This is a genomic window from uncultured Sphingorhabdus sp. (assembly GCF_937872355.1).
Lineage (GTDB): Bacteria > Pseudomonadota > Alphaproteobacteria > Sphingomonadales > Sphingomonadaceae > Sphingorhabdus_B.
The window spans coordinates 1-18,367 of sequence record NZ_CALMSV010000195.1 but is presented as its reverse complement, the minus strand read 5'-3'; the positions used below and the strand labels follow the sequence as shown (position 1 = coordinate 18,367).

18 protein-coding genes, 1 tRNA gene and 1 pseudogene are annotated in these 18,367 nt (G+C 58.3%); 12 read left to right on the top strand and 8 right to left on the bottom strand.

Translation table 11 applies throughout. The features are described 5' to 3' along the window. From Q0239_RS12920 to Q0239_RS12910, 3 genes are all read left to right on the top strand, one after another. On the top strand, positions 1-858 hold an 858-nt coding region (locus Q0239_RS12920; protein ID WP_298603513.1), incomplete at its 5' end, for an isoprenylcysteine carboxylmethyltransferase family protein. 60 nt (positions 859-918) lie between these two features. Continuing rightward, positions 919-2,661, top strand: a complete 1,743-nt coding sequence (locus Q0239_RS12915) for an amidohydrolase family protein (RefSeq protein ID WP_298603511.1) — start codon at positions 919-921, stop codon at positions 2,659-2,661. 158 nt (positions 2,662-2,819) lie between these two features. Beyond that, positions 2,820-3,065, top strand: coding sequence for a hypothetical protein (locus tag Q0239_RS12910; protein WP_298603509.1), 246 nt, complete (start codon positions 2,820-2,822; stop codon positions 3,063-3,065). Between the two features lie 117 nt (positions 3,066-3,182). Here the strand turns inward: Q0239_RS12910 and Q0239_RS12905 are convergent, their stop codons facing one another. Continuing rightward, the gene (locus tag Q0239_RS12905; RefSeq protein WP_298603507.1) at positions 3,183-4,055 is read right to left on the bottom strand and encodes a hypothetical protein; all 873 of its coding nucleotides are present in this window, start codon (positions 4,053-4,055) and stop codon (positions 3,183-3,185) included. 228 nt (positions 4,056-4,283) lie between these two features. Between Q0239_RS12905 and Q0239_RS12900 the strand changes: the two genes are divergently transcribed. Then, on the top strand, positions 4,284-5,651 hold the full coding sequence (locus tag Q0239_RS12900; RefSeq protein WP_298603505.1) for a cytochrome P450: 1,368 nt from the start codon (positions 4,284-4,286) through the stop codon (positions 5,649-5,651). Here the strand turns inward: Q0239_RS12900 and Q0239_RS12895 are convergent. The 3 genes from Q0239_RS12895 to Q0239_RS12885 form a co-directional block, all read right to left on the bottom strand. Further along, positions 5,648-7,486: a DUF885 family protein gene (locus tag Q0239_RS12895; RefSeq protein ID WP_298603503.1), complete on the bottom strand. Its 1,839-nt coding sequence runs from the start codon at positions 7,484-7,486 to the stop codon at positions 5,648-5,650. The two genes, Q0239_RS12900 and Q0239_RS12895, sit on opposite strands and share 4 nt — an antisense overlap. Before the next feature lie 111 nt (positions 7,487-7,597). After that, positions 7,598-10,279, bottom strand: a complete 2,682-nt coding sequence (ppc, locus tag Q0239_RS12890) for a phosphoenolpyruvate carboxylase (RefSeq protein WP_298603501.1) — start codon at positions 10,277-10,279, stop codon at positions 7,598-7,600. A 58-nt stretch (positions 10,280-10,337) separates the two neighbouring features. Beyond that, on the bottom strand, positions 10,338-10,859 hold the full coding sequence (locus Q0239_RS12885) for a hypothetical protein (protein ID WP_298603499.1): 522 nt from the start codon (positions 10,857-10,859) through the stop codon (positions 10,338-10,340). 218 nt (positions 10,860-11,077) lie between these two features. Here Q0239_RS12885 and rplU point away from each other — a divergent pair, with 218 nt between their 5' ends. The 3 genes from rplU (at position 11,078) to Q0239_RS12870 (ending at position 12,559) form a co-directional block, all read left to right on the top strand. Continuing rightward, positions 11,078-11,482: a 50S ribosomal protein L21 gene (rplU, locus tag Q0239_RS12880; RefSeq protein ID WP_298603497.1), complete on the top strand. Its 405-nt coding sequence runs from the start codon at positions 11,078-11,080 to the stop codon at positions 11,480-11,482. A gap of 17 nt (positions 11,483-11,499) precedes the next feature. Then, positions 11,500-11,769, top strand: coding sequence for a 50S ribosomal protein L27 (rpmA, locus tag Q0239_RS12875; RefSeq protein WP_115547506.1), 270 nt, complete (start codon positions 11,500-11,502; stop codon positions 11,767-11,769). Positions 11,770-11,971: 202 nt separating this feature from the next. Beyond that, positions 11,972-12,559, top strand: a complete 588-nt coding sequence (locus tag Q0239_RS12870) for a GNAT family N-acetyltransferase (RefSeq protein WP_298603493.1) — start codon at positions 11,972-11,974, stop codon at positions 12,557-12,559. Here the strand turns inward: Q0239_RS12870 and Q0239_RS12865 are convergent. Continuing rightward, positions 12,556-13,482 carry a metal-dependent hydrolase gene (locus Q0239_RS12865; RefSeq protein WP_298603492.1) on the bottom strand — a complete coding sequence of 309 codons (927 nt, stop codon included), beginning with the start codon at positions 13,480-13,482 and terminating at the stop codon, positions 12,556-12,558. The genes Q0239_RS12870 and Q0239_RS12865 overlap by 4 nt on opposite strands. 130 nt (positions 13,483-13,612) lie before the next feature. After that, positions 13,613-14,494 carry a metal-dependent hydrolase gene (locus Q0239_RS12860; RefSeq protein ID WP_298603490.1) on the bottom strand — a complete coding sequence of 294 codons (882 nt, stop codon included), beginning with the start codon at positions 14,492-14,494 and terminating at the stop codon, positions 13,613-13,615. Between the two features lie 63 nt (positions 14,495-14,557). Here Q0239_RS12860 and Q0239_RS12855 point away from each other — a divergent pair, with 63 nt between their 5' ends. Next, positions 14,558-15,184 carry a TetR/AcrR family transcriptional regulator gene (locus tag Q0239_RS12855; RefSeq protein WP_298603488.1) on the top strand — a complete coding sequence of 209 codons (627 nt, stop codon included), beginning with the start codon at positions 14,558-14,560 and terminating at the stop codon, positions 15,182-15,184. Between the two features lie 49 nt (positions 15,185-15,233). Then, positions 15,234-15,309: transfer RNA gene (locus tag Q0239_RS12850), tRNA-Ala, on the top strand. A 21-nt stretch (positions 15,310-15,330) separates the two neighbouring features. On the opposite strand, the gene Q0239_RS12845 is transcribed toward Q0239_RS12850, so the two are convergent. Further along, on the bottom strand, positions 15,331-15,627 hold the full coding sequence (locus Q0239_RS12845; protein WP_298603486.1) for a hypothetical protein: 297 nt from the start codon (positions 15,625-15,627) through the stop codon (positions 15,331-15,333). A gap of 98 nt (positions 15,628-15,725) precedes the next feature. After that, positions 15,726-16,568 carry a pantoate--beta-alanine ligase gene (gene panC / locus Q0239_RS12840; RefSeq protein ID WP_298603484.1) on the bottom strand — a complete coding sequence of 281 codons (843 nt, stop codon included), beginning with the start codon at positions 16,566-16,568 and terminating at the stop codon, positions 15,726-15,728. A 94-nt stretch (positions 16,569-16,662) separates the two neighbouring features. On the opposite strand from panC, the gene Q0239_RS12835 reads away from it, so the two are divergent. The 3 genes and pseudogenes from Q0239_RS12835 to Q0239_RS12825 all read left to right on the top strand — a co-directional run. Next, positions 16,663-17,445: a division plane positioning ATPase MipZ gene (locus Q0239_RS12835; protein ID WP_298603482.1), complete on the top strand. Its 783-nt coding sequence runs from the start codon at positions 16,663-16,665 to the stop codon at positions 17,443-17,445. A 62-nt stretch (positions 17,446-17,507) separates the two neighbouring features. After that, positions 17,508-17,858: a hypothetical protein gene (locus tag Q0239_RS12830; protein ID WP_298603478.1), complete on the top strand. Its 351-nt coding sequence runs from the start codon at positions 17,508-17,510 to the stop codon at positions 17,856-17,858. Between the two features lie 34 nt (positions 17,859-17,892). Further along, positions 17,893-18,367, top strand: a pseudogene (locus Q0239_RS12825) (phosphomannomutase); the annotation flags it as partial.

The window sequence follows — 18,367 nt, the reverse complement described above, 5'->3', positions numbered from 1 at the left end:
CGCGATGGTGGCTGGCATTTCGGAGCATGGATCGCAGGGCGTGACGATTGGGATGGCGAGGAAATCCGCCACCATCTGCGCGCCTGGGCGGTGAAGAGCTTTTTCCTCGCCTTCATGGTCTCGATCGTGCCGCCGGGTTTCCGCGATCTGGTGAATATGAACTTCACCGAGATCTGGCAGAATCCGGTTTGGCTGGCGAATGCCCTGATCACGACGATGTTCGTGGTCGATGTGCAGTTTGCGACGGTTGGCTATGCCCTGACGATGAAGCCATTGGATGCGCATATCCGCACCGCCAACCCCTATCTCTCGGGCTGGGTCGCGGCGCTGATCTGCTATCCACCCTTCATCCTGATGAACAATGGCGGCCCGCTCGACTATCATGTCGCGACCAGCGACTGGGCCTATTGGTTCGAAGGGCAGACCGCGCTGTTATGGATATGGGGTGCAGTCCTCGTCATCCTGACCGCCATCTATGCCTGGGCGACCGTTGCCTTCGGCTTGCGCTTTTCGAACCTGACGCATCGCGGAATCTTGACCCACGGTCCCTATAGCTGGACCAAGCATCCCGCTTATGTCAGCAAAAATGCCTATTGGTGGCTGGCGACAATGCCGTTCCTGGTCACGAGCGGTAGCATGACCGATATGGTGCGGAATACGGCGCTGCTCGCGCTGGTCAGCGCCGTCTATTACTGGCGCGCCAAGACCGAGGAAAAGCATCTGATGAGCGATCCTGCCTATGCTGAATATGCTGCATGGGCGGATCGCAATGCCCTGATTACGCGCGCCTTCAATCGCCTCCGCGCGCTGCTCGGTTCACGGGTGAGGGCGAACGCCCCGGCGCATCCTGCCGAATAGGGGTTTAATCGAACGCTTAATATGATAGCCTCCTTGCACTTTAGAGGAGGAGAGTCGGCCATGCATGATATGGTTATCCGCGGCGGAACGATCGTCGACGGCACGGGCGCAGCGCGCTTCACAGGGGATATTGCAATCGACAACGGGCTGATCAGCCAGGTTGGCAAAGTCAGCGGCAGCGGCAAGGAAGAGATTGATGCCACCGGCATGATCGTCGCGCCCGGCTGGGTTGATGTGCACACCCATTATGACGGCCAGGCTACCTGGGATCAGGAAATGGCGCCTTCAAGCTGGCATGGCGTAACGACTGTGGTGATGGGTAATTGCGGCGTCGGCTTTGCGCCTGCCAAGCCCGACCGTCACGAATGGCTGATCAGCCTGATGGAAGGCGTCGAGGATATTCCGGGCACTGCGCTGTCGGAGGGCATGAGCTGGAATTGGGAAACCTTCCCCGAATATCTCGATGAGCTGGAGCGTATGCCGCGCACCGTCGATATCGGTACGCATGTACCGCATGGAGCAGTGCGTGCCTATGTGCTGGGTGACCGTGAACAGCCCGGGGCCATACCGACCGACGATGATATCGCCGAAATGTCGCGCATCGTCGAAGAAGGCGTGCGGGCAGGGGCCTTAGGCTTCTCGACCTCGCGCACGATTCTGCACAAGTCTATCGACGGTGAGCTGGTGCCCGGCACCACCGCAACCGCGGAGGAACTGATCGAAATCGGGCGCGGCATGGGCCGCGTCGGCTATGGCGTGTTCGAAATGGCATCTGACCTGAAGCGTGAGTGGAAAGAATTTGAATGGATGGGCGCGCTTAGCCGCGAAACCGGCCTGCCTGTCACCTTTGCCGCGCTCCAGTCGATTGCCAAGGAATTGCCGCTACACGAGCAGATTTCCGAAATGCGCGCACAGAACGACAATGGCGCCAATATCGTCGCGCAGATTGCCTTGCGCGGCAATGGCATCATCATGGCGTGGCAGGGTACGGTACACCCGTTCCGTTTCTCGCCCGTCTGGGCAGAAATTGACGCCCTGCCTTGGGAACAGCAACTGGCGAAACTCAAGGATCCCGAATTCCGCCAGCGGATGATCGACACGCCGTCGGAAATCCCTGATGTCGATGTGGCTGACCTTTATCGCATCATCGCCGGCGGCTGGATGGTGCAATATGAAATGGGCCCGGATTTCGATTATGAACCGACAGCCGAAGATAGCATCATGGCGCGTGCGGCAGCGGCAGGAAAATCGGGCATCGAATATGCCTATGACCTGCTGATGAAGGATGATGGCAAGGGCTTCATCTATTTCCCGGTCCTGAACTATGCCGACGGAAATCTAGACTTCCTTGAGGCTTTGCAGGAATCAGATGATACGGTGAATTCGCTTTCCGATGGCGGTGCGCATTGCGGCACCATTTGCGATGCGGCCTCGCCGACTTTCATGCTCCAGCATTGGGTGCGCGACCGCAAACGCGGCAAGCGGATCAGCCTTGAAAATGCAGTCAAGCGCCAGTGCCGCGACACCGCGGTGCTTTATGGTCTTGAAGATCGCGGCGTTCTTGCGCCCGGCTTTCTTGCCGACATCAACATCATCGATTTCGACAAGATCAAGCTTGGCAAGCCCTGGCTGGCGTTCGATTTACCGGCAGGCGGCAAGCGTCTGCTGCAAAAGGCCGACGGTTATGTCTGCACGATCAAATCGGGGCAAATTACTTTCAAAAATGGCGAATGCCTGGGTGTTTACCCTGGCGGACTCATTCGTGGTCCACAACGCGTTGAGCTGGCGATCGCTGCCGAATAAGTCTGGCCAGAATGCTATTAGGAGTGGGGCGTCCTGCGGGGCGCCCCATTTTTTTCATGCCTAATTTTTGTTTAACCGCGCATCGCGGCAGGAAGTTAACCAGCAATGGCGATAAGTTTCTTCACTAGAAAAAATGGTCTTTTGTTCAGGAGGAAATAATGTCGCCCGACACCGCAATGGTCGCAATTACATCGCTTGGTTTTGCCTCGGTATTCCTCGCGATGGTGATTGGATTGACCGATGCCGATCCAAAATCGGTCGTCTCGTCAATGGCCAGCCTGACGCCTTCGGCGCGTAAGCAGGCGCGGATTGCGCATCTGAACTATCTGACCGGCGTGGCGGACGAAGCCATTGAGGCACGCAAAACCGGCAAGAAGCTGGGCCGCTGGGAAGGCGAAAGTTAATTCGGATATCCGGGGACGATCTGGTCCACCACGGTAGCCAACCACGCAGGCACCGTCATCTGTTCCCTGGATTATAGCGGTCGTGCCAGCCCCCCGGCACGACCGCTTTTTTTGACCCTAATTTTCGCGCGGACCACGATCTATGGTTTGCCGTCCGCGTCCACCACCCACATCAGATTGAGCACGCGTCGCTGCCCTTGGCTGGGGAACCGCAGCCGGAGGAGAAGCGGACTGCGGTGTTTGTTGCTGAGGCCGCGTTTGCGGGTTACGCCGATTGCCGTCCCCAATTCGGGGCGCAGATCTCTCGCCACCTCGGCGCCAATTCTGGCCATCGCCTCTTCCGGCTTGAGGAACCGATGGCGCTGCAACGGGCGGCACTTGTTGTACTGCGTCACGGCCGTTTTGCATGTCATCCCGACGCCGCTCGCCACGACCGTCGCCTCGACGGTCGCGCTGCCAGACATCGGGTTGACTTTTGCCGACCGCATTGGGTTCGCGATAGCCATCACGCGGGCGACGGTCTTCGACACGGCCGCCATGCGGTTCAGACCAGCCTGTATTGCCATTGGCACGGCTGCTATAATTACGTTCCTTGTCATGACCCCGACGTCCATCATGGCCGTCACGATTGCGATGATGTTCGCGATACCATTCGTGACGCTTGCTACCCCAATAGCGACGATGATGATCGTACATCTTGTACCGTTTGCCGCCACGGTCGAAGATGTAAAATCCATAGCCCGGATACCAGTAATCCTGATACCAGCCACCGCCATAGCCTATGTTGTAGAAACCGCCGCGATAGTCGCAATCATAATAGCTGTCGAACGGGCTGTAGGGATCGCAGCCATAGCCGTCGTCATAATAGCTATAGCCATCGTCATAATAGCCAAGGCCGACACCTGCATCATAATAGCAGGCCGAAAGACCCATAGTCGCCGCCCCCAGTGCTGCGATCCGCGCGGCCAATTTTGCACGCATTCCCGTCATAAAACTTACCCCAATATGTACCCGTCGGCTCTCTTTCCCAGCTGGCCGATTCGCAGGCACGGTCCATCGTAAGTGCGGGATTGCGCTTCGCCAGTTGAATTGCATCTGAATGTGTCTGTTGGCTGCCGTTCAGCTTTGTAACCACCTTCTGCAACCTGCTTGCACCTTGTTAACACTAATGGCAGTAAGCGAGTTAATCGAATAATTAAAACCGACCGGAGATCTCCCATGGCCCTTGCCAGCAGCGAAGCCGCAAACCCGCATTGGACGCCCCGCGCGACACCGCAATCGCTCGACCATATTCCGGGCGAGAATGGCCTGCCGTTCATCGGCAACACCTTCCGCATCCTGCGCGATCCGCCTGCCTTCATCAATTACATGATCGGCAAATATGGCAAGGTGTACCGGTCGAGCGCTTTTGGCGCGGTCAATCTGTCGCTGATCGGGGCAGAGGCGAACGAGCTGATGCTGTTCGATCGCGAAAAGCTGTTTTCATCCGAGCAAGGCTGGGGACCGGTCTTGAACCTGCTGTTCCCGCGCGGCCTGATGCTGATGGATTTCGACCATCACCGTATGGACCGGCGCGCGCTGGGCATTGCGTTCAAGCCGGAACCAATGCGCGGATATGTCGCCGACATGAACCGCATCTTTGCCGAACAATTGCCCAAATGGCGCGGCGATATGCTCTTTTATCCGGCGATCAAACAGTTGACGCTGGATGTTGCCGCCGACGCCTTTCTCGGCGTGCCGCTGGGGCCCGAGGCGGACAAGATCAACAAGGCATTTGTAGACATGGTGGCTGCCTCGATTTCGCCGGTGCGTCGCCCGCTTCCCTTCACCCAGATGGGGCGCGGCGTGGCTGGCCGGAAGTATCTGATCAACTATTTCGGCCCGCAGATCGAGGAACGCCGTCGCAACCCCAACCGGCAGGATATGTTCAGCCAGTTCTGCCGCGCCACCCGCGATGACGGGCAGTATATGAGCGATGGCGAGATCATCGACCATATGAACTTCCTGATGATGGCGGCGCACGACACCATCACATCGTCAGTTACCTCGATGATCTGGCTGCTCGCCAAGCATCCCGAATGGCAGGAAAAGGTGCGCGCTGAATGCCTGTCGATCGCACCTGCCGGCAGCGCGATTTCGCCCGATCAGCTCGATGCGTTTGAACTGACCGAATATGCCTTCAAGGAATCGCTGCGGATGATCCCGCCGGTACCCTCAATCCCGCGCCGTGCGCTCAAGGATTTCGAATTCATGGGCTACACCATCCCGAAGGGAACCACCGTCAGCATCAATCCGACGGTAACGCACATGATGCCCGAATATTGGGAAAATCCGGAAGTCTTCGATCCGATGCGCTTCACGCCGGAAAATTCAAAGGGGCGGCACAAATATGCCTGGGTTCCCTTTGGCGGCGGCGCGCATATGTGCCTCGGTCTGCACTTTGCCTATATGCAGATGAAGCTGTTCATGCACCATTTGCTGACGCAGGTGCGCGTGGAGGTGACAGAAGGCTACGAGCCTGCATGGCAGGCTTGGCCGATCCCGAAGCCCAAGGATGGGCTCCGGGTCCGGATGGTACCGCTTTAAGCTTTCTTCTGCGAAGCAATCCAAGCGTCGACCTGCTCTTCGAGCACATCGAGGGGCACCGGGCCGGATTTCAGCACGGTATCGTGGAAACCGCGCACATCAAACTTCTTGCCTAGTGCCTTTTGCGCCTTGTCGCGCAGTTCGCTGATCTTCAGGCGGCCGACCATGTAGGCGGTCGCCTGACCCGGATAGATGATATAGCGCTCGATCGCCTTCACAATGCCGCCCGGCGCATCTGCCGAATTTTCCTCGACATATTTGATCGCCTGTTCACGCGTCCAGCGCTTGTGGTGCAGGCCTGAATCGACGACGAGACGGATGGCGCGGTGCAGTTCGAGCTGCAGCCTGCCGAAATCGCGCGCCGGATCGGTGTAAAGCCCCATATCCTTGGCGAGCTTCTCCGAATAGAGCCCCCAGCCTTCGCTATAGGCGGTCACGCCGCCAAATTTCCGAAATGCCGGAACGTCTTTGAGCTCGGTCTGGATGGCCAGTTGCAAATGGTGGCCGGGAACACCTTCATGGTAGAAAAGCGCCTCGACCTCGGTCAGCGGCATATCGGACATTTTGTAGAGATTGGCGTAATAGGTGCCCGGGCGCGAACCATCGGGTGCCGGGCGCTGGTAAAATGCCTTGCCGGCGGATTTTTCGCGGAAAGCTTCTACCGGTTTCACGACCAATGGAGCCTGTGGCAGCACGCCGAACCATTTGGGCAGCAACGGCTTGACGGCGTCATAGGCCTTTTGCGTCTCGGCCAGATACAGCGCGCGGCCTTCTTCGCCATCGGGCGCGTAGAATTTGGGTTCGGTGCGCATATAGTTGAAGAAAGCCTTGAGGCCGCCCTTCACGCCCATCTTCTTTTGCACGACCTGCATCTCCTTATGGATGCGGGCGACCTGCGCGAGGCCCAGATTGTGGATCTGGTCCGCCGTCATGTCGGTAGTGGTGTAATTGCCGAGTAACTGAGCATAATAGCCAGCGCCATCCTTGAACCGCCAGATACCGTCATCGGTGCCGGCGACTTTCTCCTGTGCGGTCATTTCTGCGATCAGTGCTTCATAAGCGGGCTTCACTGAAGTGGTCAGCGCTTGCGCAGCGTCAGCAATCAGCAGGTCCTTTTCGGTCTGACTGATAGCCAGCTTGGCAACCTTGCCCTTGAAATCCGCAAACAGCGGCGCGTCGGCGCCGTCGCCAAAGGGGGCACCAGTGATCACATTGCGGGCGTCGCTGATGACATAGGGGTAAACCCATTTCGGCGGCATGATACCCTTAGCTGCGCGCGACTTCGCCTGGCTAATGGCTTCGTTCAGGACGGGGCCGATTCCGTAGAGGCGATTGATATAGGCACGCGCGTCCGATTTGCTGTCGATGCGGTGTATATTGATCAGGAAAGCGGGGATCTGGCTCTGCGCCCCATTCATCTGGTCAAAGATATAGCCGTAATCATTATATTGGTACGCAGCTTCGCTGCGCGCAGCGCGCTTTTCGAACAGGCGGTAGGACAGCCGATTTTCCGGCGAAAGCTTGGCCGGATCAAAACGCGCGCGCATTTCTTTCAGCGCAGATCGCCCTGCCTCCATAGCGCGCGCTTCGGCCGCTTCGGAGCCGTCGTCCCACTTGCCATAATCACTGTCTTTGATGCCGCGATAGGATTTGCTGAGCGGAGACTGCGCAAGTTGTTCCGCATCGACTTCGTCAAAGAACGCCATGATCGCAGCATTCTGGTCGGTTTCAGTCTGCTGTGCGGTGGCCGCACTCTGTGCCAGTGAAGGTGTCGCAACACCCAGAGTGGCTATTGCGATTGCGACGGCGGAAATTGCAGTTTTGGTGACACGCATGGGAAAGCTCCGGATTGATCGATTGGGCGAGCTTTACCAGCCACTGCGCGATGGTGAATACGCAATTTCTCCGCTGGTCGAATGGCGATGCGCGTTTATCGAAGCCGGACCTCAGCCGCTGTTCCTGAGAGCCGTCGCTATAGCGTTGATCGTAAGCTGGATGCCTTCGGCGATCCGGGGGTCGTCTTCTCCCGAACGGTGCCGTTTCATCAGTTCGATCTGCAAGTGATTGAGCGGTTCGATATAGGGCATGCGCAGCCGGATCGAGTTGTTGAGCGAGGGACTGGCCTCTAGCAGTGCAGATTGCGCGGTCGCGTCAAGCAGGCTGTCATGCGCCGAATTCCAGCCCGAACGTATTTCACCAAATAGCCGCTCGGAAAGTGCTTTGTCCTCGACCAGCGTGGCATAGTGTGCGGCGATCTCCATATCGGATTTGGCGAGCACCATTTCCATATTGGCGAGGATGGTCTGAAAAAAGGGCCAGCTCTGTGCCATCGCGCGCAACAGCCCTTTATCTTGGAAATCAGCCAGCGCTTGTCCTGCGCCATACCAGCCGGGCAGCATCACGCGGGCCTGCGCCCAGCTGAAGACCCAGGGAATAGCGCGCAGGTCTTCGATCCGATCGCTCTTGGTGCGGCTCGACGGGCGCGATCCGATCTTCAACGTGGCGATTTCGGAGATGGGGGTCATCTGGCGGAAGAAAGTGGTGAAGCCGTCCGTTTCATATACCAGCCCGCGATAGGCGGCGAAGGCGTTCGCCGATAGTTGGTCCATCGCCGCTGAGAAACGGTCCGCGTCTGCGTTCGGCACCGGATCGGGTTCCAGCGAAGCGAGAAGCGTTGCAGAGGCAATGGTTTCGAGATTGGCGACGGCATTGTCGACCGTGCCATATTTGGCGGCGATGACTTCGCCCTGTTCGGTAATGCGGATGCGGCCATTGACGGTGCCCCGTGGCTGCGCTTGGATTGCACCAAAGGCGGAACCACCGCCACGTCCGACCGCGCCGCCACGGCCATGGAACAACTGCATGGTGACACCGGCTGCCTCGAATACGGGAGCCAGCGCCAGCGAGGCCTGATTGAGGCCCCAAGTCGAGGTCAGATATCCGCCATCCTTGTTCGAGTCCGAATAGCCTATCATCACTTCCTGATGCCCGCGCGCCCGTGCCAGCGATTTCATGGCCGGAAGTTCGAAAAAGGCAGTCATAATGGCAGGTGCGGCCTCAAGGTCGCCGATGGTTTCAAAGAGGGGTACGACCATGATCGGAGCTTCGGTCTTGCCGTCGGCATCGATGCGATAGAGGCCGGCCTCTTTCAACAGAACATAGACCTCGAGCAAATCAGACAGGCTGGTCGTCTTGCTGATGATATAAGTGGTAATGGCACCGCGCCCGAAGGTGTCGTGCGCATGCGCCGTCGCGTGGAGAATGGCGAGTTCGGTATTGGCTTCTTCGCCTAGTGCTGTGGCTGCTCCGCAAAGAGGGCGGTTGTGCGCCAACTCTTTGGTCAGCAGGGCGATGCGCGCTGCTTCGTCGAGTTCGAGATATGCGGGCTCAACGCCGGCTTCGCGGAGCAGTTCGGCAATCACCCGTTCGTGCACATCGCTATTCTGGCGCAGGTCGAGCGTTGCCAGATGAAATCCGAAAGTTTCAACAGCACGAATCAGCCGCCCCAATGCCCCGCCACTGGAAAGTGCGCCTTTGCCTTCCGACGCCAGTGCTGATGCAATGGCGACAAGGTCGCGGCGGAAGCTGTCCGGGGACGAATAAGGGGTGCCAGCCAGCCGCGAGGGCCGTGGCGGTGCTTCGCCAACAATCTGGACATAGGTCGAAGCAAGCCTGGCATAAACGCCAGAAAGCGCGCGGCGATAGGGCTCGTCAGTTCGGCTTGCCGCCACATCGCCACTCGCTTCGGCCAGATCGAGCACCGCATGCGGTACATGCGCTAATTCCGATGAGATCGAGATTTCAGCCCCCAAATGGTGGACGCATTCGAGATAATGACCCAAAACGGTTGCGGCCCCGCGCGACAAGGCGGTGTCGAGCGTCTGGGCGTTGACGAACGGGTTCCCATCGCGGTCTCCGCCTATCCAGCTGCCTAGGCGCAGGAAAGAGGGCGGGCGCATGCCCAGATCGCGCTCCCAGCGCGCATAGAGTTTGGGCAGGGCGACGAGGAAGACATCCTCCATATAGGCGCGAGCGTTTTCGATCTCGTCGGCGACAACCAGTTTCTCGCGACGCAGCGGTCGAGTTTGCCAGAGGAGGGCAATCTGGCGGTATATTGCATCCTCGATCCGGTCGCCCGATTCGGTCACGTCGTGCCCCGCATCGCGTAGCCGCATCAATGCGGCGATCCGGTTCTTATGGTCGATCATGCTCTTTCGGCGGACTTCGGTGGGGTGTGCGGTCAGCACGGGGACAATCAGGCTTTGCCCGAGCAGTTCGCCAACCTGTGTGGGGCTTATGCCTTCGCCCTGCAGCCGCTCGACTGCTTCCGCCAGTGTTGCCCCGCCTTCCTGCAAGTTCGACTGCCGGTCCTCGGCCAGATTGGCGAGCAGTGAGAAGAGCATGAAGCCGCGGACGAAGGCGATTGTGTCATCAAGGCTCAATGCCTCCAGACCGGTATCGACCGCACCTTCGACGCCGCGATGCCGATCCACGCTGGCTGCACGGATATATTCGGTCTGCCGGAACAGTTTCTCCCCGCCATAAGCGCGAATGACATCGCCCAGCATCTTGCCAAGAAAGCGGATGTCCGGGTTTTGCTGGATAGGTTGCGGCGCGGTGCGGTTCATGGCTTGAGGATTGCTGCGATGCAGCGTGATCGTCAAGCGACATAGCTATGCAGGCAGTTTAGCCAATAAGGCGGGCCAAAGCCTCGATTTCCGCGGTTTGTGCAGCGACTTCCGCTACAAGGCGGGATTGTGGCTCCGCGAGCAGGCCAAGCAGGCCCGAATCGGCCCCCCGTTCCCGCTGGTCGGCGATCAGCTTGTCCAGTTCGGCCAGTGCCGAGACTGAATCGCCACGTGCTACCTCCAGCCTGGAAAGTTCAACCTCTGCCGATGCCCAGCTTTCTGATCCGATTGCCGATCCAGCCGCTGACTGTGCGGCTTTCCGGACGCCTTCGAGATTGGTACGAAAGGCTGATTCTGCCTTTTGATGCCTCGCAAGCAAGAGATTAACTGCTGCGGTAACATCGGCAGGAAGAGTTGTCGTCAACTGCTCCGGTTCCGCTGATGGTTCGCTCACCGGTTGGCTGGTTTCATATGGCCGCTTCGCCAACGATGGAAATTCTCCTTCAGGCAGCGAACAGCCTGCCAGCAGCAAAGCGGCAATGACGGGCAGGGAATAAGCGGGATTGTTTACGCGGGACATCGTGAGGGTTTAGGCGGCCTGCAGCGTGCAGGCAAGCTTGCGCAACCCATTGCCCGGAAACCGCCGAATTTTGCGGCGAAGACCGTTGACAAAGCCGACTCAATAAACTAGCTGCGCGCCTTCCAATGCGGGCCTTCGGGACTCGCGTGTCGTTGTTGCGCGTTGGAAAAGCCCGGAAAACGGGCACAAAGCAGATATAAAGAGATTGAGATAAAGCCATGTTCGCTATCGTGCGCACAGGCGGCAAGCAATATCGCGTCGCCGCCGGAGACAAGATCGCAGTTGAAAAGCTGCCCGGAGAAGCTGGTGACACCGTGTCGCTGGACGATGTGTTGCTCGCGGGCGACGGTGGCGAGATCAAGGACGCCAAGGGTCTGGTCGTTTCGGCCGAGATCATTGCACAGGAGCGTGGCGAAAAGGTCATCGTCTTCAAGAAGCGCCGTCGGCATAACTATCGCCGCAAGCAGGGCCATCGCCAGTCGCTGACGCTGCTTCGCATCACTGCCGTTGGTGGCGCCGCGCCCAAAAAGGCTGCTGCCCCCAAGGCTGAAGCAAAGGCTGATGAAGCCGCCCCCGCCAAAAAGGCCGCGCCGAAAAAGGCTGCAGCCAAAACCGCTGAATAATCGCAGGAGTTTAGACCATGGCACATAAAAAAGCAGGTGGTTCCAGCCGTAACGGTCGCGACTCAGCAGGTCGTCGCCTTGGCGTGAAGAAGTTCGGCGGTCAGGAAGTGATCGGCGGCAATATTATCGTGCGTCAGCGCGGGACCAAAGTGTACCCGGGCGCTGGCGTTGGCATGGGCAAGGACCACACCCTTTTCGCACTCGTCGAAGGTCGCGTCCGATTCCACGCCGGTAAACTCGGCCGCAAATATGTGTCGGTGGACACTATGGCGATGGCAGCCGAATAACATAGGACAACCAAGAAGGGTTGTCCGTCTGGACGACCCGGGGAGCGTGGCAACACCTCCCATCGCGCAAGGGAGACGGGTCATCCGGCTCCCTTTCTTTTTGCCCCATTCTCCCTGCACCCCACCCCATCAGGCGTGGAAAATTTCACAAGGCTGTCACTAAATAGTTTCAAGGGGCAGCCGTCAGGTCAGGAGAGAGACCATGTTCGCAAGAACCGAAAGACTGTTGTTGAGACCCAGTTGGCCCGAAGATGCGGGCCCGCTCTATCGTGCAATCGCCGATGAAGGCATCGTCCGCAATCTTGCGAAAGCACCCTGGCCCTATTCGTTCGAGGATGCGCTGCGCTTTGTTGGCGGTGAACAAGCCGAATTGTTCCCGACATTCATCCTGTATCTGCGCACCGAGGGCGCGCCAGTCATCGTCGGGGCTTGCGGCCTCAGCGAACGCGATGATGCCACCGAGATGGGCTATTGGATTGCGCGCAGCTATTGGGGCCGCGGCTTTGCCAGCGAGGCAGGTCGTGCCGTGGTCGATATTGCGAAGACAGTCGGCCACAAAAAGCTGGTGGCTTCGCACTTCATCGACAATCCCGCATCAGGTGCTGTTTTGCGCAAACTGGGTTTCAGGCAGACCGGTCGGCGTGAGGAGCGTTTCAGCGCAGGTCGGGGCTATGCCGCAACGACTGTGTTGTATGAGCAGGATCTGTCGGGCAGTGACAGCGACTGTTCCGAAACTATGTCAATGTGGCGAGTTCGACCCAGCATGGGTGAAGCTTTGCGCGCCGCTTAGGCGTTGACGGCACGCTTATGACGAATGGCAGGGGCTGTTCGTATGACATCGCCTGCGTTCCCTTCGGTCACCAGTTTGATGGCCGCGAGCATATTCTCTCCACGAATCAAAAGCTCGCTGTCATCAATCTGGTGCGGATGGAAACCGGGGCGGAAAAATTCGGCCCACGGGGCCATGACATTTCGTCCAATCGCACCCTTAGCAAAACCTTGACGGATACATTGCCACCAGGCCTTCGACTTGGACAAGCCATCCTGTTGGAGCAGTTCGACCTGCCCGCGCGTGCGGTTGATGAAAAAGCTCAGCGATACCGCGAGCAGCAGCGCGCTGCGGGTCAACCAGCGCCGCGCGCCGCTCCACTCGCGGGTCGCGAACATCCAGACGTCAAAGGCGACTGCCTTATGCTCGACCTCTTCGACCGCATGCCAGAGCCACAGTTTGCGGAGTTCGAGATCGGTACCTTCCAGATGCTCGCGATTCTTGAGGATCTCTGCCGCAACGATCGCGGTCAGATGCTCGATGCACATTGTTGCGCCCAATTTGGTGACTTCACCGCAACCTGAGAAGAAGGACACGAACTGCTTGATCGCGCGATCAAGCGCCTCGATGTCATAGCCTGCGTCAATAATCGCCTTGTTAAAGCCGACATGCTCGCGGCTATGTGCGGCTTCTTGCGTAATGAACGTGGCGATGTCCTGTGCCAGTTGCCCTTCGGCGCGGTCTTTCCAGGGACGCAAAGCTTCAATCATGAAGGCTTCGCCGCGCGGAAATACGACCGACAAGGCGTTGAGGAAGGCGGTCGCAAACATGTCACCGCGCACCCAGTGCCGTGCAGCTTGCTGTGCCGGTTTCGCGCGGAACTGGCGCACATGCATACGCTGTGTGCCCGTTTGCTCCTCTGGTGAGGCTGCTACTACGCTCAAACTGTTGGTCTGATCCATGCAGCCCAGAATAGGCGCGGCGAGATAAACCCCGCTTAACGGGAAAGGTTAATCCCGGGGAAGGATTAGCGATTTTACAGTTTGCTCAACGTGTTGCGGCGTTAACGCCAAATCACGCCGCGACGGGATTTTCGGCCTCGTAGCGCGCAATCAGGTGCTTTTCATCGCTATTCCACGGGTGGAAACCTGGCAGGAAATAAGCGGCCCATGCCCCCAAAATTTTGCGGAACATGCCGGGATTTCCAAACGCATACCATAAAATGCCGCGCTTCGCTTTCCAGCCGGTGATGTCATCCTGCTCTAGCAGATTGAGCATGCCCTTGATCCGTTCAGGGATGAAGCGGGTGGTAATGACCAGCATCATCATCGATTTCAGTTTCCAGCGGCGCCAGCGGCTCCAGCCCTTGGTTGCGTGCAACCACGTATCATAGGCGACTGCCTTATGCTCGATTTCTTCGACTGCGTGCCAACGCCACAATGCGGCGGCCTCGGGATCTGCTCCATCCAGATGCTTTGGGTTTTCAAGCAATTCGCGGGCGAGGATCGCAGTGAAATGCTCCAGCGCCATGGTTGCTGCCAGATTTACTATGGCCGGGCGTGTCTTGATCAGCTCCAGCACATGATCGACCTGTTCGTCGAGGAATGTCACATCATAGCCCGAATCGACCACACGGCGGTTGAACGCGACGTGCTCGCGCGTGTGCATCACTTCCTGCATTGTAAAGGCGCGGATTTCCTCGGCCAGCTTGGGCGATGCGCCATCGCGGAATGCCTTCACGCTTTCGATGAAGAAGGCCTCTCCCTTTGGGAAAGTGGTGGAGAGGGCGTTGAAGAAGGCCGTGGCAAAGGGGTTGCCATTGTTCCACCAGCGGCCCTGTACATGGCCTTCGCTACGTCCGAAGCGGCGGTCGCGCGGAGTTATTGTCAGGTCAGCAGGTGTCGGAACCGCTTTTTGCACAGCTATTTCGGTGTCGATCTTGACAGGAGCGTTCACGAGTTGTCCCTTTGCAGATGGGGAAGGCTTTACAGTACAGGGCTTTTAGGGTAACTAACATCAATGTCAATAGTGAAATTCCCGATCAAGGGTGAAGCGGTCGCACGCAAACGCCTGTCACCAGAGGCCAGCCGCCTTGCGGCGCTGGAGGCCGCGCGTGACATATTGATGGAGGCAGGTCCGCAGGCGGTTACCTTGAAGGCGGTTGCCGGACGGATCGGTCGTACGCATGCCAATTTGCTTCACCATTTTGGTTCAGCATCTGGTTTGCAGCGTGAATTGGCCGCTTATCATGCCGAGTCGATCTGCATCGACATTGGCGAGCAGATTCATCGCTTCCGCGGCGGCGATATTGGCCCACGCGATCTGGTCGACATGATATTTGACCATTTTGACAAGGCAGGAGCCGGGGCGCTTGCGGCATGGATGCTGCTTAGCGGGAATGAAGACGCGCTCAATCCAGTGGTAGAGGCGATCCACCGCCTCGTTGATGAAGTGGGTGAGGGCGGCCACGAAGATGGCAATCTGCACAAATTGACGATGGAGCTGGTGCTGCTGGCTCTAGGCGATTCGTTGATGGGTGGCCCGCTATCGGCCTCGCTCGGGCTCGATCGCGGTGCCGGGCGCGATATTGCTGCCGAACGTCTGGCGCAGTCTTTTGCCGCGTGGCAGGCTCTGCAGAATCAATAAATACCTTGGCAAGCGCCGCGGGCGCTTCCTATATTCGTGATGCTGGAACGGGGCCGTAGCTCAGTTGGTAGAGCGCGTCGTTCGCAATGACGAGGTCAGGGGTTCGATTCCCCTCGGCTCCACCAGCCTTTACTCAATTAATTTGCCTAAGCTGCCCGACGCATATTTTCGTTCAGCCAAGCGCGGGCGAGTTTCTGCGCTTCGGCAATTTCGCGTGCGGTCATCTCGTCGGATATTTCGGCGCGGCAATAGACGGCTTCTTCGTTTCCGTTGAGTGCTGCCAGATTGAACCATTTATGTGCTTCAACCAGGTCGACATCGATGCCGCCACTTCCGGTTGAGTAGGCTACCCCCAGATCGAACAACGCACCAGCACTGCCCCGTGCCGCGTCCTCCATCCGGCTTTCCATTAAAAAGGTCGCACTTTTCAGGCTATTGGCCATGACAAAATCCCCTCTGTTGTCGAAGGGAGTGTTCGCTCGAACGTGCCTAATAAATGGTTAACGCGAATCGAACTTTTTTAATCCGCGATGGAGAAATGCTACTCTACAGCGAGATTATCGATCAGCCGTGTCTTCCCGATCTTGGCCGCAGCCAGCAAGCGCAGTGGCCGTCCAGTGAGCGCCGAAACGGGAGCAAGCGTTTGCGCGTCAGCCAAGGCAAAATAGTCCACATTGGCGAAACCGGCGGCCAATATGGCTTTCTGCGCATCGGAGAGAATCAAGGCTACGTCGTCGCCCGAAAGGATCGCTTCGCGTGCCTTCTGCAACGCATGCGGCAGGGTAAGTGCGGCCTGGCGGTCTTCGGCGGAGAGGTAGGCGTTGCGTGATGACAGCGCGAGGCCATCCGCATCGCGTACGATGGGGACGCCGACAATTTCGACATTGATATCTAGGTCGCGCACGAACTGGCGGATCACTGCAAGCTGCCGGGAATCCTTTTCGCCGCAGCAGGCGAGATCGCGTTCGACCTGACTGCACAATTTGGTCACCACCAGCGCGACGCCATCGAAATGGCCTGGACGTGCGCCACCGCAATAACCGCTGCTCGGCCCAGCGACGTGAATCTTTGTGGCAAAACCCTCTGGATAGACTTCGCTGACCGGCGGCGCCCAGAGCAGATCGACCCCGGCAGCGCGCAATTTGGCGGAATCTTCATCCAGCATACGCGGATAGGCGTCGAGATCTTCATTGGGACCGAACTGCGTCGGGTTCACAAAGATCGATACTGCGACTGCATCGGCGCGCTGTTTCGCTTCCTCGACCAGCTGGAGGTGCCCGGCATGGAGTGCGCCCATGGTCGGGACAAGTGCCAGAGACTTATCCGCAGCTTTTATGGCTCGGGTGGCGGCGCGAAGCTCGGTTAACCTATTGATGGTTTGCACGTCATTTGGGCCTTGGTTATGGCAGGTCATCGCATACAGCGCCGCGCACAGCACTGTGCAAGACGAATTTCGGAACCAGGGGTAAAGCCGGCACATGGCCAAGGCACATCATATTGTATTTGCAAACGAAAAAGGCGGAACGGGGAAGTCGACCACCGCCATTCATGTTGCCATTGGCCTCGCCTCGCGCGGAGCTCGTGTCGCATGCCTAGATCTCGATTCGCGCCAACGTACGCTGTACCGCTATCTCGAAAACCGCCGCGACACGATGGCGCGACGCGATATCAACCTGCCGCTTCCGGTCTTTGACGTCTTCGAACAGGAATCTCAGGCGCGGCTTGAAGAGCAGATTGCCCGGCTGGAAGCTGACAGCGATTTTCTGATATTTGATACGCCAGGTCGTGATGATCCCTATGCGCGCTTCGTCGCGACGCGCGCCAACACGCTGGTCACACCGATCAACGACAGTTTCATCGATTTCGATCTGATGGGCCGCGTCGATGCAGAAAATTTCAAGGTCAAGAAGCTGAGCTTCTATGCCGAACTGATGTGGGAAGCGCGGATGGCCCGCGCCCGCGCCGATGGCACGACGATTGACTGGGTGGTGTTGCGCAACCGCCTGCACAATATGGAGGCGCGCAACCAGCAGCGCATGACCGATGCGATTGCTGAACTCTCAAAGCGGGCGGGTTTTCGGGTCGTGCCGGGACTCAACGAACGCGTCATCTATCGCGAACTCTTCCCGTCAGGGCTGACACTGGTAGATAAGGGGCATCTCGGCAATCTTGGCACAGCACACATTGTCGCGCGGCAGGAATTGCGTGAGCTGGTCTCGGCGCTCGCCCTCCCCGAATTCGCACAGCCGCAGCTGGTCTGATGATTCCCTTCCTCCTCCTCGTCGCTGCCGGAATTGGATGGGGGCTGTGGTCGGGGAAATTAATGCCAAAGCAGTTGTTGCCGTTGGCACTGGTGATTGCCGGCGCGGTGTTATCGCTGCGCGGCGCATGGCTGCTGGGGCTTCCGGCCATCGGTGTCGGTGTTTTCTGGTTCCGCGGTATGACGCTGCGCCTGTCGAAATTGCGGCAGATACCGAGCAGCGAATATGAACTGGCCGCCGCGCGCTGGTTGCTTGGTGTTTCGGCGAATGACGATGCAGAGAAGATCAGGGCGCGGCACAAGGAGCTTGTTTCCAAAAACGATCCCGATCGCGGCGATGGCGATGAACGCAAACGTAAATTGAACGAAGCGCGCGACCTTTTGCTGGATGATTTGAAAAGGAAAAAGGGTTAGGGGCTTCCGGATACGATTGAACCGGAGTTCTCCCATGCCGCACAATTTCCACCCAACCTCGCTGCGCGAATATGACATCCGCGGTATCATCGGCGAAACCTTGGGGGCGGAGGATGCCTATGCCATCGGTCGCGGCTTTGCGACACTGCTGGGCAGGGCAGGCGGCAAAAAGGTCGCGGTCGGCTATGATGGCCGCACCAGCTCGCCGATGCTCGAAAAGGCGTTGATCCGGGGCATCAACGACAGCGGGCTTGATGCAGTCTCGGTCGGAATGGGCCCGACGCCGATGCTATATTATGCGGAAGCCGTTCTGGAGGATGTTGACGGCGGCATCCAGATAACCGGCAGCCATAACCCCGCCAATTATAATGGCTTCAAGATGGTCTTCCAGGGACGACCCTTCTTTGGGGCGGACATCCAGCAACTCGGCGCGATGGCGGCGGCGGGCGATTGGGCCGAGGGGACGGGCGGCGCTTCGTCGTTCGACATCATGGACCAATATGTCGCGC